General features: G+C 52.7%; 20 protein-coding genes, 1 tRNA gene and 1 pseudogene. 20 read left to right on the forward strand and 2 right to left on the reverse strand.

Annotated elements, in window-relative coordinates; all coding sequences use genetic code 11:
- Positions 1 to 2 precede the first annotated feature (2 nt).
- The 14 genes and pseudogenes from QFI97_RS11945 (at position 3) to QFI97_RS12005 (ending at position 6,094) form a co-directional block, all read left to right on the forward strand.
- Entirely contained in the window at positions 3 to 275 is a 273-nt protein-coding gene (locus QFI97_RS11945; protein WP_346431222.1) for a hypothetical protein, read from the forward strand.
- Positions 276 to 397: 122 nt separating this feature from the next.
- Positions 398 to 733, forward strand: a complete 336-nt coding sequence (locus tag QFI97_RS11950) for a hypothetical protein (protein ID WP_346431223.1) — start codon at positions 398 to 400, stop codon at positions 731 to 733.
- A 54-nt stretch (positions 734 to 787) separates the two neighbouring features.
- Positions 788 to 904, forward strand: a pseudogene (locus QFI97_RS11955) (DNA polymerase III subunit theta); the annotation flags it as partial.
- A 68-nt stretch (positions 905 to 972) separates the two neighbouring features.
- The gene (locus tag QFI97_RS23450; protein ID WP_369125008.1) at positions 973 to 1,248 is read left to right on the forward strand and encodes a TonB family protein; all 276 of its coding nucleotides are present in this window, start codon (positions 973 to 975) and stop codon (positions 1,246 to 1,248) included.
- A gap of 314 nt (positions 1,249 to 1,562) precedes the next feature.
- Positions 1,563 to 2,018: a YbcN family protein gene (locus QFI97_RS11960; RefSeq protein WP_346431224.1), complete on the forward strand. Its 456-nt coding sequence runs from the start codon at positions 1,563 to 1,565 to the stop codon at positions 2,016 to 2,018.
- Positions 2,018 to 2,188, forward strand: a complete 171-nt coding sequence (locus QFI97_RS11965; RefSeq protein WP_346431225.1) for a NinE family protein — start codon at positions 2,018 to 2,020, stop codon at positions 2,186 to 2,188. The genes QFI97_RS11960 and QFI97_RS11965 overlap by 1 nt, the downstream gene beginning before the upstream one ends.
- A complete protein-coding gene (locus QFI97_RS11970; RefSeq protein WP_346431226.1) occupies positions 2,181 to 2,807 on the forward strand; it encodes a recombination protein NinG in 627 nt (208 codons plus the stop codon). Before QFI97_RS11965 ends, QFI97_RS11970 begins: the two co-directional genes overlap by 8 nt.
- The gene (locus QFI97_RS11975; RefSeq protein ID WP_346431227.1) at positions 2,804 to 2,944 is read left to right on the forward strand and encodes a YlcG family protein; all 141 of its coding nucleotides are present in this window, start codon (positions 2,804 to 2,806) and stop codon (positions 2,942 to 2,944) included. Before QFI97_RS11970 ends, QFI97_RS11975 begins: the two co-directional genes overlap by 4 nt.
- The gene (locus QFI97_RS11980; RefSeq protein WP_346431228.1) at positions 2,941 to 3,630 is read left to right on the forward strand and encodes a bacteriophage antitermination protein Q; all 690 of its coding nucleotides are present in this window, start codon (positions 2,941 to 2,943) and stop codon (positions 3,628 to 3,630) included. The genes QFI97_RS11975 and QFI97_RS11980 overlap by 4 nt, the downstream gene beginning before the upstream one ends.
- A gap of 416 nt (positions 3,631 to 4,046) precedes the next feature.
- Positions 4,047 to 4,121: transfer RNA gene (locus tag QFI97_RS11985), tRNA-Gly, on the forward strand.
- A 193-nt stretch (positions 4,122 to 4,314) separates the two neighbouring features.
- Positions 4,315 to 4,563 carry a phage holin gene (locus QFI97_RS11990; protein WP_346431229.1) on the forward strand — a complete coding sequence of 83 codons (249 nt, stop codon included), beginning with the start codon at positions 4,315 to 4,317 and terminating at the stop codon, positions 4,561 to 4,563.
- A 1-nt stretch (position 4,564) separates the two neighbouring features.
- Positions 4,565 to 5,104 (forward strand): lysozyme, encoded by a 540-nt coding sequence (locus QFI97_RS11995; protein ID WP_346431230.1) that lies wholly within the window; start codon positions 4,565 to 4,567, stop codon positions 5,102 to 5,104.
- Positions 5,101 to 5,562 (forward strand): lysis protein, encoded by a 462-nt coding sequence (locus QFI97_RS12000; protein ID WP_346431231.1) that lies wholly within the window; start codon positions 5,101 to 5,103, stop codon positions 5,560 to 5,562. The genes QFI97_RS11995 and QFI97_RS12000 overlap by 4 nt, the downstream gene beginning before the upstream one ends.
- 28 nt (positions 5,563 to 5,590) lie before the next feature.
- Positions 5,591 to 6,094 (forward strand): hypothetical protein, encoded by a 504-nt coding sequence (locus tag QFI97_RS12005; protein ID WP_346431232.1) that lies wholly within the window; start codon positions 5,591 to 5,593, stop codon positions 6,092 to 6,094.
- Positions 6,095 to 6,177: 83 nt separating this feature from the next.
- Here the strand turns inward: QFI97_RS12005 and QFI97_RS12010 are convergent, their stop codons facing one another.
- Positions 6,178 to 6,609 (reverse strand): hypothetical protein, encoded by a 432-nt coding sequence (locus QFI97_RS12010; protein ID WP_346431233.1) that lies wholly within the window; start codon positions 6,607 to 6,609, stop codon positions 6,178 to 6,180.
- A 21-nt stretch (positions 6,610 to 6,630) separates the two neighbouring features.
- Here QFI97_RS12010 and QFI97_RS12015 point away from each other — a divergent pair, with 21 nt between their 5' ends.
- From QFI97_RS12015 to QFI97_RS12030, 4 genes are read left to right on the forward strand one after another with little or no spacing between them, the layout of a single operon-like run.
- Complete coding sequence (locus QFI97_RS12015) at positions 6,631 to 7,203, forward strand: terminase small subunit (protein WP_346431234.1); 573 nt, start codon at positions 6,631 to 6,633, stop codon at positions 7,201 to 7,203.
- The gene (locus tag QFI97_RS12020; protein ID WP_346431235.1) at positions 7,200 to 8,768 is read left to right on the forward strand and encodes a terminase large subunit domain-containing protein; all 1,569 of its coding nucleotides are present in this window, start codon (positions 7,200 to 7,202) and stop codon (positions 8,766 to 8,768) included. Before QFI97_RS12015 ends, QFI97_RS12020 begins: the two co-directional genes overlap by 4 nt.
- An 11-nt stretch (positions 8,769 to 8,779) precedes the next feature.
- Positions 8,780 to 10,231, forward strand: coding sequence for a DUF1073 domain-containing protein (locus tag QFI97_RS12025; RefSeq protein WP_346431236.1), 1,452 nt, complete (start codon positions 8,780 to 8,782; stop codon positions 10,229 to 10,231).
- Between the two features lie 31 nt (positions 10,232 to 10,262).
- Positions 10,263 to 11,165, forward strand: coding sequence for a phage minor head protein (locus tag QFI97_RS12030; RefSeq protein ID WP_346431237.1), 903 nt, complete (start codon positions 10,263 to 10,265; stop codon positions 11,163 to 11,165).
- A gap of 39 nt (positions 11,166 to 11,204) precedes the next feature.
- On the opposite strand, the gene QFI97_RS12035 is transcribed toward QFI97_RS12030, so the two are convergent.
- A complete protein-coding gene (locus tag QFI97_RS12035; RefSeq protein ID WP_346431238.1) occupies positions 11,205 to 11,411 on the reverse strand; it encodes a hypothetical protein in 207 nt (68 codons plus the stop codon).
- Between QFI97_RS12035 and QFI97_RS12040 the strand changes: the two genes are divergently transcribed.
- Together QFI97_RS12040 and QFI97_RS12045 are read left to right on the forward strand one after the other, a co-directional pair.
- Entirely contained in the window at positions 11,395 to 12,789 is a 1,395-nt protein-coding gene (locus QFI97_RS12040) for a DUF2213 domain-containing protein (protein ID WP_346431239.1), read from the forward strand. The genes QFI97_RS12035 and QFI97_RS12040 overlap by 17 nt on opposite strands.
- Positions 12,789 to 13,223 (forward strand): hypothetical protein, encoded by a 435-nt coding sequence (locus QFI97_RS12045; protein WP_346431240.1) that lies wholly within the window; start codon positions 12,789 to 12,791, stop codon positions 13,221 to 13,223. The genes QFI97_RS12040 and QFI97_RS12045 overlap by 1 nt, the downstream gene beginning before the upstream one ends.
- Position 13,224: the final 1 nt, after the last annotated feature.

Genomic DNA, 13,224 nt, shown 5'->3' on the forward strand with positions numbered 1-13,224 from the left:
AGGTGAGTAGCACAGCAATCAGAGCTCACACCGAGCGGCTTGAGAAGGTTATTGAGCATGGCGTTGAACTGCGTGACGAGATGCGCAAGAAGATTGCCAGCCTTGAGAAGGTGGTCAGCGCACAGAAGGCGCAAATTATCAATGCCACTCGGGCCAAAGAACTCTACCAGCGGCGGCTTTCCAACTACAAGCGCACTCTGGTAGCTGAACGGGAGAAGCGGCAGAAGTTGGAAGGCCAAATTATCAAGCTTAAGCGGAGGATTGGTGATGCCTAAATCCCCCGCAGAACGCAAAGCCGCGCAGTAAATGACGTGGAACAATGGCTTTGTAAATTTTATGATTTTGAGAATTAGTGCAATATAGACTCTGAAATCGACAATCTGAACGAGAGGGATCTATGTTTACATCTGATAAGTATGACTTCATTACTTTTGGCGGGTGCCATAATGGTTCCATTACTACAGGTGATTATGAAATCTTCAAAGAGCCTGATGTGTCAGGCCATACAGGCAGAACAATGCTTTTTGCAAAGCCTTTAGTGACGCATCGGGATCCAAACTCAAATAGAAAAGTTGACCCAATTGCTCTTGAAGAGTTTTTGGTCAAAGAGCATTTGTCGGTTAATGGTAATACCTACCTCATAGCAACTTATGGTCCTGTTGAACCATTATCTGAAGAAAGGATTGAGCAGATAATAACAGTATGGTCTCCAAGTCCATACGTTAATTCCTAGATAGCAGTCTGTTGGCAAGCTACAATCCCCTCCACACCAGAGGGGATTTTTCTTATGTCGAAGTGGAACATTGCAGCCAAACCGAAAGAAGAGCAGGACAAGGTTAACGTTGACCTTGCCGCCTCCTGCGTTGCGTACAAAGAGCGTCTGAACATGCTGTTCTTTGCTCAAAAACATAACAATTGGTACCGCCGATGAAAAATATATTACTTCTGGTTTGTACAGTGCTTATATCAAACATGGCATTTGCTGTTGAAAATCCGAAAGAAACAATACCTGTACGAATAAGTTGTCCTTTCCCACTCTATCCTGCTTCCGCAAAAGCTCTAGGGATTGGCGGCACTGTAAAATACGCTGCCTCAGTAAATGAAAAAGGGGAAGTTACTTCTGTCGAGACAACTGGTGATGAGCTCTTTTTTAGAGAGACTAAATCAGCAGTGAGAGAATGCAAGTTTGAGCCCGGAAAGCCTGGTATTTCTCGGAGTACAATAAACTTTCGAACGTCCAGGCCGTAAAAGTCACTTCCTGCGCGAGTATTTTATGGAGAGATTGCGCTACTACCGGGAGCAGAACATCCAGTTGCTGCGGGCATCCGATCCGCGTTACATCGAGATGGCGGCACAAAACGAAAAAAATAATCACTATATGAGGTTTTGCTTTTCTCCTGACTCCCCGTCATAATTCCTTGGTCAGTCTGAGCAACTGACACGATTACCGGCGCCAAGTGGGGACACATGGCGCACAAAACCTTAAAGCAATACCTGTCACCGATGGCGAAAGCCACCGGCGATTTTCTGCATTCAGCGTTTGACCTCTCTGGAGGTGAAGCGTGAACTTCCCTCAAGAAGGCATAAAGCTGCATAACGGCAATTTCGCCGCTATAGGTCAGCACCTGCAGCCATACCTCGCCAATGGCGATACCTACCGGCTGATACTCAAACGGTGGCGTGAGAAGCGTAGCCTTTCGCAGAACTCACTTCTGCATATGTGGCTGGGTGAAATCAGTGAATATCTGATTAAATCCGGCCGCACAGACGCCACACCTGAGTGGGTTAAGCGCAACCTCAAGAAAACCTATCTCGGTTGCCAGGAAGTCACCTACACCGACTTCATAACCGGCTCCAAAGAAACCACCTGGGAACCTCGGCACACGTCCGAACTCGACACAGGGGAGATGCATATCTTTCTGTGCAAGGTAGAGGCGTGGTGCGCTCAGTTTGGCCTGGCGCTGACCATCCCTCACGGTTGCGAATATCAGCAACTCCAGCAGAAGCAGGAGGTATGATGAGCAGCCAACTCGCTAAAGTCATCGAGAGCGGCATCTTCCGCGTTCCTGCGCGCCGCCGGCGCAAAGTCGAGGTTAAGCCCTCCGATATTCCAACGATGCTCGGCTATACCGCGCGCCTTGTCGATAAGAAGTGGCTCTGCTTGAGAGCGCGGAGGCCGCATGCGTAAAACAGCACGCCGTAAATGCTCCCACTGCCGCGAATGGTTCCATCCTACCCGCAACGAGCAAACAGTTTGCTGCATCGCCTGTGCGGCAGAAGTTGGCAAAGCGCAGCGCGAGAAGGATCGGGCTAAAGCTCTGACCAAACAGAAAGCAGAACGGACCAAAGCAGAAAAAGAGGGGCGCCAGCGCCGCCGGGCGAAACGCATTGAGCTGAAGACGAAGTCACAGTGGCGCAGCGAGGCGCAAGCGGCATTTAACAAATATGTGCGACTTCGTGATGCCGGAAATCCCTGCATCAGCTGCGGCAGGCTGCCGGAGCAGAAACTCGGTGGGACTATGGACTGCGGACATTACCGCACCCGCGGTGCCGCTCGTCACCTGTCGTTCAATCTGCACAACACAGCAGCGCAGTGCGTTTATTGCAATCGTGACCGCGCCGGCGCTCAAAAGGCATTCGAGCAGGGACTTATCAAGCGAATCGGTCCGGCGGCCGTGGATACCCTGAACAACGACAACACCATTCGTAATTTCGACATCCCATACCTGCAGCGCATCAAGTCCATATTCACCCGCAAAGCCCGCGCTATGGAAAAACGCCGCGCCCGCCACCCGGAGGCCGCATGAATCAGGTCGCCATAGAGCGCATCCGGGAGCGCTGGCAAAAGCTCCGCCTCTGCCGGCACCGCGGAACGGTGATGACCGACTATCGCATCCTCAGAAATTACATCCGCATCTATCAGACCCTGGGAGAGACAGCATGAACATTCAATACCTCCAGTACGTGCGCGAGCAACTGATGGTTGCAACTGCAGATCTGAGCGGAGCGACGAAAGGGCAACTGGTAGCCTTTGCTGAAAACGCGATGTTTGAGGCGACTCCGCGCAGCCGCGGCCGCAAGAAGGTTTACGACCCCCAGAAAAAGCGAATGGTCAACCCTGATAGCCCGCCGATGGCCGGCAGCCAGTCGCGCGCCAAGGGTTCGGCGATCGCCCTGGTGCTGCCCGTAGAATACTCAACCGCATCATGGCGCCGGGCGCTGCTGTCGCTGGAAGAGCACCAGAAAGCGTGGCTGCTCTGGAACTACAGCGAAAACATCCGCTGGGAACACCAGGAAACAATCACCCGGTGGGCGTGGGAGCAGTTCAGCCTGCAACTGTCCGGCGTGCGCATTGCGAAAAAAACGATCGAGCGTTTGCGTCAGCTTATCTGGCTGGCTGCCCAGGATGCGAAAGCGGTGCTGGTAGGGCGCGACCAGTATCAGTACGGAGACCTTGCGGCAATGGTGGGGGTGACACCTAAGAACTGGTCTGAAACCTTCACAGCGCGATGGGAGGGCATGATAAGCATCTTCATTGGCCTGGATAGCGATGCACTTTTGCAGGTGACGCGATCACGTTCACAACAAAAGACGACAAATTTAGATGTGAGTCTTGCAAAACTGGATTAAATACGTCATATTTGAGTCTACTTTGATATGCTGCCTTAACTTTAAGTGGCGGCATAAAGAATAAAAAGAGCCCTGGCGGAAACGTCGGGGCTTTTGCGTTTCTGGAGGCAGGAAATGTGAATGGGAACGGGTCGACCGCGGCCTAATGGCCATGCTGCAGTAGTGATGCTGCCCCGAGTCGCTTAATGTCGAGCCTGTGTGGTGATGGGTAAGGGTTCATAAATAACATAAGCCCCGGTAAAGCAGCGCGATCGCCAGACGCGCACCGGTTATAAGCGGCGATGACGCGACAGGTACCCAAGGGCATGGGCGCGACCACTGCGAGAGTGTGGTTGTGCAATCCGGTCAGGGCTCCTGGGTAGAGGCGTGCTGCACGACACGTCAAAGCCCTTCCGCGCAGAGCCCTGAACCAGATTGCATCTGTCGTAGTTTGGTAATTACGTATGGCTTCCACCCAGAAGATGCGGGTTCGATCCCCGCCAGATGCTCCAATCCCTCTACCTTGGGACCCTTACGGCTACCGAGCCGTCATTATTTACCCTTGGTATTTCTTCCCGCCTTGAGCGGGTTTTTTATTATCAGGTCCCGCAGGAATCATCCTTGACGCTTTGTTGATAAATCCAGCCTGACGGGCCTGACCCTTTTCTTACACACAGCACCCGCTAACTACGCGAGGTGGAGACTATGAAAATGCCTGACAAAATCTTTTCGGCGGCCTCGTACTGCACGTCAGGCGGCCTTATCTGTACAGGTCTTGCGAGAGCCTTCGACTGGTTTCACGGGCTGGACTGGAATTTCATTGCGCTGGCAAGCGGCGTAATAATTGGCGCCGCGACTTATTTCACCAATCTCTACTTCAAGCGCCGCTGGACGAAGATGTATCAGCAGTCACTGGACCGTGGCTACGGTGGCCCGCCTCCGCAGGATAATTGATATGGCTAACCTGAAAACGAAGCTCAGCGCGGCCATGCTGGCGCTAATTGCCACCGGCGCATCAGCACCAACGCTAATGGATCAGTTCCTGAATGAGAAAGAGGGTAACAGCCTGACGGTTTACCGTGATGGTTCTGGCATCTGGACGATTTGCCGCGGGGCAACCCGTATTGACGGCAAGCCAGTAACGAAGGGTATGAAGTTAACCCAGGCCAAATGCGACCAGGTAAACGCTATCGAGCGAGACAACGCGCTGGCGTGGGTTGACCGGAATATCAAGGTTCCTCTCACGGCACCGCAAAAGGTCGGTATCGCGTCATTCTGCCCCTACAACATCGGCCCGGGTAAATGTTTCCCATCGACGTTCTATCAGCGCATTAACGCCGGCGACCGAAAAGGTGCATGCGAGGCGATTCGCTGGTGGATTAAAGACGGTGGCCGCGATTGCCGGCTGACAAAAGGTCAGAAAAACGGTTGCTACGGTCAGGTCGAAAGGCGAGACCAGGAAAGCGCGCTGACGTGCTGGGGAATAGACCAATGAGCCGCTTAACCGCCATTATCAGCGCAGTGGTTATCTGCCTGATTGTTTGCCTTGGGTGGCTGGCTAACCGTTACCACGACAACGCCACCGAATTCAAAGAGCAGCGCGATAAAGCAACTGAGCAGCTTAACCTGGCTAACGCCACCATCACCGACATGCAGACCCGCCAGCGCGACGTTGCTGCGCTGGATGCCAAATACACCGGAGAACTGGCTGATGCTAAAGCCACTATCGATCAGCTTGAGCGTGATGTTGCTTCTGGCAAGCGTCGGCTGCAGCTCAACGCCACCTGCTCAGCGAACGGAGCGACCGCAACCGGCGGCGTGGGCGATGCTTCCGGCCCCCGACTTACTGACTCCGCTGAACGGGATTATTTCACCCTCAGAGGGCGAATTGTCACAGTGACGAAGCAGGTAGGTTATCTGCAGGAATATGTTCAAACTCAATGTTTGAGGTAAAATTCGTCTTTTACTTGGGGTTGAGCCTATGAATGACCACGAAATCGCACTTCAGACTTTCTATGTTGCACAGTTTTCAGCAAGATGGGCTAGATACGCCTTGTGGATATCTGGATTATCTGCAGCCATCGCCTTTATTGCGGGAGTGGTGACCTTTTGGGCTGTATTGGTAGCACGAAAAGGTCTAAGTTCATGGAAGGATCAGCATATTAGCAATGCTAAGGCTGAATGGATTGCCTCGCTAGTGAATTTCGCTTCAGGAGTATCTTATCTGCCATGCCGAATTAATTCGGAAAATGAAAATGATGCTCAACATATTGCCAGGGTTGCTGCGCTTCAATACGAATGTATTAAGTGCTGGAAAGTTCTTCAGGTTCATTTGGCTCATAATCCTAAATTAGAAAAAGAGTTCTATGATAGATATGCTCAACTGTGGGGCAAATTTAGTTATGACTCACATAATTCCTACATGAATGGCAAGATGGATATGAAGGAACTAAAAAATATCTGCATTAATTTATATAACACTTAAGCGGACGGATTACTCATTCGGGTGCTTTTTGAACAGCATCACAAAGGCCACCCATGGGTGGCCATTTTTAATGGCTTGAATTGCTATACAAGGCTGGCCTTTGAGGCTGCCATAATTAGTTCGTTCATGAAATATTCTTCCACTGACCTTGCGTAGTCTAGATCCACTATTGGTGCCTCAGCATTGCCGGGAACGCTTAACTCATTATCTTGATTGATATGAAAAACGGCGAAGGGTATTTTTTTATCGTTATCCTTTGTGAAAAACGTAATCTCGTTAACAGGTTTAGAATCGTAAAACCTTATCCTGGACTCTCCAAAGCAGTGAAAATCGCACTGTGGGATAACAATTTTGAGTCCTTCAGCAGTTTTGGAAAATTTTATCTGTGAGTTAAGTGTTTGTGACTTGTTCCAGTAATTGTAAACACGTTCAAACAGGTTTTCTGCTTTGAATTGAAGATCTTCACCGTGCTGACTTAGCATGCGGGACAATGTTGAAAACTTTAACGCGTCCATAATCTCTCCAGAGGTATTTAAATGGCACTCACCGACAAACAAGAAATGTTCTGTCGCGAGTACCTCATCGATTTAAACGCCACCCAGGCAGCAATTCGTGTGGGGTACAGCGCTAAAACTGCCAATCGTACCGCTACAAAGTTGCTGTCAAAAGCTGTCATCCAAAATAGAATCGCCGAACTCAAAACGAAGCGCAACGAAGATGTGGGCATTGATGCCGATTATGTACTCCGGCGCTTGGTTGAAATCGACCAGATGGACGTTCTCGATATTCTTAACGACGACGGCAGCCTCAAAGCAATCAGCCTGTGGCCAAAGTCGTGGCGAACGACGCTCACTGGAATGGATATCAGCACAACTATTCAGAGCTTCGACGAAGAGACAGCCGAGACCATCCTCAAAAAGATTAAGTGGCCTGACAAGGTGAAGAATCTTGAGTTGCTCGGTAAGCATGTGCGCGTGCAGGCATTCAAAGAGCAAGTCGAACAGAAAGTTGTGGCTACCCACAGCATTATGCCGGTCCCGTCCTGCGATAACGTTGAGGACTGGGAAAAGGCGGCGCAAAAACAGCAGGGCGAGGTATTGGGTGGATGAATTACAAAGCAGTATGGAAGCCTCTGCCTGGCTCGCAATCGCTCTCGCTTAGCTGCCCATGTAACGAGATTCTCTACGAGGGAACGCGCGGGCCCGGAAAAACAGCGGCGCAGTTGGCTCGTTTCCGTCGCCTGGTTGGCCTCGGCTATGGCTCGTTCTGGCGTGGAGTAATTTTCGATACCGAGTATAAAAACCTCACCGACATCATCACGCAGTCGAAGCGTATGTATCGCCTGTTCAATGACGGCGCACGATATCTCGCTTCAGCCTCGGAATTGCGCTGGGTATGGCCGACTGGTGAAGAGCTTCTCTTCCGGTTCGGGAAAGAAGAGAGCGACTACTGGGATTATCACGGCCAGGAGTTTCCGTTTATTGGATTTAACGAGCTGACAAAGCAGCAATCCGCTGAGTTCTACGAAATGATGTTCTCGTGCCGGCGCTCATCGTTCAGGCCTGAGAACTACCCGCTTGCTAACGGTTCTCTGCTTAGGCCGATCCCGCTTGAAACGTTCAGCACGACTAACCCCTTTGGTATCGGCCATACGTGGGTGAAGAAACGCTTCATTGAGCCAGCGCCTCGCGGCACCATCATTCGCGAAACTCAGCGGGTCTTTAACCCTCAGACCGAGAAAGAAGAGGATGTGACGCTTACACGCGTTGCAATTCACGGTTCGTTCAAAGAAAACCCGTATCTCGACCCTCAATACATCGCAACGCTGATGGCTATCAAAGACCCGAACCGGCGCAAAGCGTGGGTAGAGGGCTCCTGGGACGTCACCAGCGGCGGTCGCTTCGACCACCTGTGGAATGAATCGCTCCATGTCATTAAGCCGTTCCGCATTCCCGATAGTTGGACTGTTGACCGATCCCATGACTGGGGTGAGTCGAAGCCATTTTCTAACCTGTGGTGGGCGCAGGCAGATGGAACCGCAGTTGAATTACCAGATGGTAATCAGTTCTGCCCGCCAGCCGGCTCTCTTATCCTGATCGGCGAGTGGTATGGCTGCCCGCCGGATGAGCTGAACAAGGGCCTGAATATGTCGTCCACGAACGTCGCTAAAGGCGTGGCCTGGATTGATAAGCGACTGGTTGGCGAAGATGCAGATGAGCCGGAAGAGATTCAATTCGACGGGGTTACGCAGGGTCAGTTGCACATTATGCCTGGCATCTGCAGCGAGGTTATTCCGGGGCCAGCTGACGGCGCGATATTCAACACCGGAGATAACGAGTTATCGATTGCTCAGAAGATGGAGAGTCAAGGCGTTGAATGGCTTGCTGCCGACAAAAAACCAGGCTCTCGCATCAATGGTGCGTCGATATTCGCTGACATGTTGGAAGCTGTAATCGAAGGTAAGAGGTTGGAAGCAGGCGTGCCTGAGAAGCCAGCCTTCTACGTTTTCGACTACTGCCGAGGCTGGATTAGCCGTATCCCTGTGCTTGTCCGCGACGATAAAAATCCTGACGACGTAGACACCCAGCAGGAAGACCACGACTGGGATGGCACTCGTTACCGCGTACTTCACTCACCACAAAAAATAACCGGCATGTTGGTGCGTTCGCGCTGACGGAGGACATCGTGACCGAAAGCGAAATGAAACAACAGCGCGCTAGTAACGCCAGCATTGAGCGGGAACGCAGTAAAAATCTGTCGATGCTCTTTAACGGAACCAGCAACACAAAACGCCAGCGACTTTATCAAGAGTTTGGCTACCCGCAGCATTTAACGTTTGAAGATTTCTTCCGGGCCTATCGGAGAAATGCGGTAGCCGGCGCCGCCGTCACTCGCATGGTCGACGGATGCTGGGAGGACTACCCGGAGGTATATGAAGGGGATCAGACGAAGGATGCATCGAAGCAAACACCATGGGATAAGCGCGTTAACAAGCTTCTAAAGCGTTGCTGGGAGCAGATTAAAGGTGCAGACCGCCGCAATCTTGTAGGCCGGTATTCGGCGCTGCTGCTTCAAATTAAGGACAGCAAAAACTGGTGGGAACCGGTCGATACCTCCGTGGTTGGTCGCATCCAGGAAAAGGCGCTCGTTAAGCTGATCCCTGTCTGGGAGGCGCAGATTGATCCAATTAACTGGGACGATAACCCGGAAAGTGAAACCTTCGGCGAAGTTACCATGTATTCGTTCACCGAGTTGCCCGTCGACGGGAACTTCGATGCGCGTCCAGGTCGGATCGTCAATGTCCACCCGGACCGCGTCATTATCCTGGCTGAAGGCTCTGACGATGGCGTGATGACATCAGGTAAGTCATTGCTTGAGGCGGGGTTCAACAAGCTGCTTGATATCGAGAAGGTGAGCGGCGGGGCTTCCGAGGGTTTCCTGAAGAACGCCAGCCGGCAGCTCAACTATTCATTCAGCGAGAAAACAAACTTCTCAGCTCTGGCAAAAGCCCTCGGTGTGGCCGAGAACCAACTCGCCGAAGCGCTGGATCAGCAAGTTCGTCGGCTTAACGACAGCACCGATAGTGCCAGCTTTATGCAGGCAGGTACCGCCGAGGTGTTGAGTGTTGCCGCGGCTGACCCTGAACCCACATGGCGAACAGCGTTGTGCGAGTTTTGCGCTACCGTGCCGATCCCGGTCAAAGAGCTGATTGGCATGCAGACTGGCGAACGAGCCAGCACTGAGGATGCCAAAGGGTGGGCCAGAACCAGAATGAGCCGACGCAAGGGATTTCTTACCGACGTGATTACTGATGTTGTCTCGCGCTTCTGGATGCTGGGTATTATCCCTCCCTCACAGGGCGAAGAAATCACCGTCGGTTGGTCTGATCTGCTTGCACCAAGTCAGGCAGAGAAGATTGCCAACATGGACAAGCTCGCAGACGTTGCTGTGAAGTCGACGAATGCCTTTGGACGTTCTGCTATCAAAGAGAACGAAATCCGCGCGGCGGGCGAACTCCAGCCATTGCCTGAACTTGACGATGAGATTCCGCCTGATGACCGCAAACCAAAACCTGATCCTCTGGCCGACCCAGAACCAGAAGCCGAAAAGTCCGGTGATACCACGGTCGAAAGTTGACCCCACGATGTCGCGCAAAGCAGTCAGTAAGATGGAACGCGACATCGAGGACCGTTACTACGCGATAAAGGTTGCATTGAAGGCTCTTTTCGACCAGCGCATGACCGGGCGAGAGCGCGAGGTTAACAGCCACAAATGGCACTTCCTGTGCCACGTTAACGGCGAAGATCAAACGCTTTACCAGGTCAATGCTGGCCGTTTTATCTACGACATGTCGCCGCAGGAAATGGCCGACCTGCTGGGCATCGTACAGACCATTCTGGACAATTATCTGTTGCAAGGCGGTGAGCAAAACCTCTGGGCGATGGAGTACGTCACCAGAGAGGCTCAGCGCGGCACGCTTGAAGCCTTCAACAACCTGTCTCAGCAGTCTCCGGTCTACGCCAGCCAGACTACGCTGCAGATGCTGTTGTCCAGCCCCGCTTACCAGAGCCAGATCGCTGCTGCTTACATCAGCACGTACAGCGACTGGAAAATGGAAAGCGACCGGGCGCGCGGCGACCTCGCAAACGTCATTGCTGATTCGATTGGCCGGGGCGTGAATCCGCGCGAAACGGCGCAGGTGATAAGCAAGCGCCTCGATGTCTCAATGAGTCGCGCCAAGAACATGGCGCAGACTGAGCAGGTAGGAGCGCTGCGGCAGGCGCAATGGAACGAAACGGACTGGGCGGCCGACAGGTTGGGGCTTAAGACAGGCCTGTTATGGCTGTCAGCGCTAAAGCCAACGACCAGGTGGTGGCATGCAGCCGAACACGGAAAAGTCAAAACGACTGAATGGGTCAGGGAGTTCTACTCTCGCGACGGCAACAAATATCACTGTTACTGCGGCCAGATTCCGGTTCTGCTCAACGACGACGGCAGCATATTCAACAAAGGGCTGGCTGAGAAGTTGGCGAAAGAACGTGAACAGTGGAACACCAAGGAGGCAGCATGATTGCAGTCATTGTCCTGTTTCTGCTGGTCATAATGGTTTTCATTCTTGTGGGGGCAAGTTCTGGGTCGGCTGATCCATGCTCTTGCCATCTCTGCGGTAAATATGTTCCTGCACCAGCGAGGTTTTGCGATGACTGCCGGCCAGTTGCGTCTGGCGGGTATCAACCGAGTAAAACAACGTCATTAAGCAAAGTGCTTCCACCACCAAAACAACTCTAAGAGGACGCAACGTGAAGCTATCCAGCATCCACGTTAAATCCCTCGCCATCAACGCATCCAACATCTCCACGACAACTCTCAACGGCCAGGAACACTACGTTATTCGTGGTGCGGTCCCGATCGTCGATGACATCGTGATGAATGGCGGCTTGTACCCGGCGGAGGAGATTAACAACAGCTACCAGACGATGGAAGGCAAGCTGATGCCTCTGCCGCATCCGATGGTAGATGGCAAGTATGTCAGCGCTAATGACCCACAAGCCATCAATACCTATCACGTAGGCGCATGGGCGCAGAACGTCAGTAAGTCAGGCGATCAGGTCGTCATGGACGTCTACATCAATAAGGCGGTCGCCGAGACAAAGCCTGATGGTAAGCGCCTGATTAACCGTCTCGACGAGATGATCGCTGGCACAAACACCGACCCGATCCACCTTTCTACCGGGCTGCTCACCAACAAAGAGAAAAAGTCCGGTGAGTCGAAGGGCAAGAAGCATTCGTGGATTGCCCGGAACATGCAGTTCGACCACATCGCTATCTTGCTGGATGAGCCGGGCGCCGGCACCCCAGCGGAGGGTGTAGGCATGTTCGTGAACGCCGACGGGCAGGAGGGGGAAGTGGAAACCGCCAGCCTCGTCGAAGCCGCTAATAACATGAAGGATAACTGGTGGGACAGGGTTAAGTTTTTCATCAGCAACGCTTCCGAAATGTCATTCGACGATATCTACCAGGCGCTGCGGATGGCTATTAAGCAGGACGACAAAAAGTGGCGCTACGTCGTCAGTGTCTGGCCTGACCATTTCGTCTACGAAGAAGACGCCGACGGCGCTAAGCCGAAACTCCTCGACCAGAAATACCTCATCTCCGACAAAGTCGTAACGCTTGTCGGCGATCCAGTAGAAGTCGTGCGCAAACCAACTGAGTACGAAGTCAAAACCAACGGAGAAACAAACCCGATGAAAGAGAAGATGATCGCCGCGCTTAATGCCGCCGGCGTAAAAACCGAGGGGCTGACCGACGATCAGGTCTGGGATGCCTACAACCAACAGGTGCAGAAGAAAGACGGCGGCGGCGACCCTGGCCAGGCTCAGATTAACTCCGAAGCGATTACCGCGGCGGTCAATCTGGCAATTAAGCCGCTGACCGATGAGATCGACACGCTGAAAACCCAACTGCAGGCAAACGCTGAGAAGGACCTCACTACAAAGCGTCAGGCCGTCAAAGCTAAATTCCCGTTCATGACTGAAGCGGCGGTTAACTCGTTGGACGGCGATGCGCTGAACGACATGTACTCGCAGTGCCAGACCAGTACTGGTCTTAACCCGGCATTCCAGCAGGTAAATGCTGAGAATGACCAGTGGAAAGATTACGACCTCAACGCTGGCATGGATCAGGAGAAAAAATAATGCCGAATGTTATCTATCGTGGTCCGGTCGAGCGCGAACCGGAAACTATCAACCTGCCAGTTGCGGCAGCGTCTACCCCTGGCATCGCGGTCAAAGTTGCGTCAGGAAAACTGGCTGTAGCTACTGACACCACCGGTCGCTGGTTCATTCTCGGTAACCGTCGGTTCATCGGTCAGGCAATCACTACCGCCTACGCAGCGAACGAAACTGGCGTGGCGTACCGCGTAGAAGGCGAGCAGGAATATAACGTTCGTCTGGTGGCGGCAGCCTACACCGTAGGTCAGGAACTGACCGTCGGTGCCGGCGGTGTGTTCAAAGCGGCCGCAACCGGTAACCAGGTCGTCGCAACGTTCGACGAAAAAGCAGGGCGCACTCTGGCGGCGGAAGGCTTCGCCGACGTGGTGATCCTCTCCACTCCGTACGCCAAGGCATAAG

It is taken from the genome of Klebsiella scottii, assembly GCF_036561945.1.
Lineage (GTDB): Bacteria > Pseudomonadota > Gammaproteobacteria > Enterobacterales > Enterobacteriaceae > Klebsiella > Klebsiella scottii.

Bases quoted from the DNA above. Each gene is read 5' to 3' on its own strand.
- QFI97_RS11950 (WP_346431223.1), top strand. From the start codon at position 398: ATGTTTACATCTGATAAGTATGACTTCATTACTTTTGGCGGGTGCCAT.
- QFI97_RS23450 (WP_369125008.1), top strand. From the start codon at position 973: ATGGCATTTGCTGTTGAAAATCCGAAAGAAACAATACCTGTACGAATA.
- QFI97_RS11965 (WP_346431225.1), top strand. From the start codon at position 2,018: ATGAGCAGCCAACTCGCTAAAGTCATCGAGAGCGGCATCTTCCGCGTT.
- QFI97_RS11970 (WP_346431226.1), top strand. From the start codon at position 2,181: ATGCGTAAAACAGCACGCCGTAAATGCTCCCACTGCCGCGAATGGTTC.
- QFI97_RS11975 (WP_346431227.1), top strand. From the start codon at position 2,804: ATGAATCAGGTCGCCATAGAGCGCATCCGGGAGCGCTGGCAAAAGCTC.
- QFI97_RS11980 (WP_346431228.1), top strand. From the start codon at position 2,941: ATGAACATTCAATACCTCCAGTACGTGCGCGAGCAACTGATGGTTGCA.
- QFI97_RS11990 (WP_346431229.1), top strand. From the start codon at position 4,315: ATGAAAATGCCTGACAAAATCTTTTCGGCGGCCTCGTACTGCACGTCA.
- QFI97_RS11995 (WP_346431230.1), top strand. From the start codon at position 4,565: ATGGCTAACCTGAAAACGAAGCTCAGCGCGGCCATGCTGGCGCTAATT.
- QFI97_RS12000 (WP_346431231.1), top strand. From the start codon at position 5,101: ATGAGCCGCTTAACCGCCATTATCAGCGCAGTGGTTATCTGCCTGATT.
- QFI97_RS12005 (WP_346431232.1), top strand. From the start codon at position 5,591: ATGAATGACCACGAAATCGCACTTCAGACTTTCTATGTTGCACAGTTT.
- QFI97_RS12010 (WP_346431233.1), bottom strand. From the start codon at position 6,609: ATGGACGCGTTAAAGTTTTCAACATTGTCCCGCATGCTAAGTCAGCAC.
- QFI97_RS12015 (WP_346431234.1), top strand. From the start codon at position 6,631: ATGGCACTCACCGACAAACAAGAAATGTTCTGTCGCGAGTACCTCATC.
- QFI97_RS12020 (WP_346431235.1), top strand. From the start codon at position 7,200: ATGAATTACAAAGCAGTATGGAAGCCTCTGCCTGGCTCGCAATCGCTC.
- QFI97_RS12030 (WP_346431237.1), top strand. From the start codon at position 10,263: ATGGAACGCGACATCGAGGACCGTTACTACGCGATAAAGGTTGCATTG.
- QFI97_RS12035 (WP_346431238.1), bottom strand. From the start codon at position 11,411: ATGCTGGATAGCTTCACGTTGCGTCCTCTTAGAGTTGTTTTGGTGGTG.
- QFI97_RS12045 (WP_346431240.1), top strand. From the start codon at position 12,789: ATGCCGAATGTTATCTATCGTGGTCCGGTCGAGCGCGAACCGGAAACT.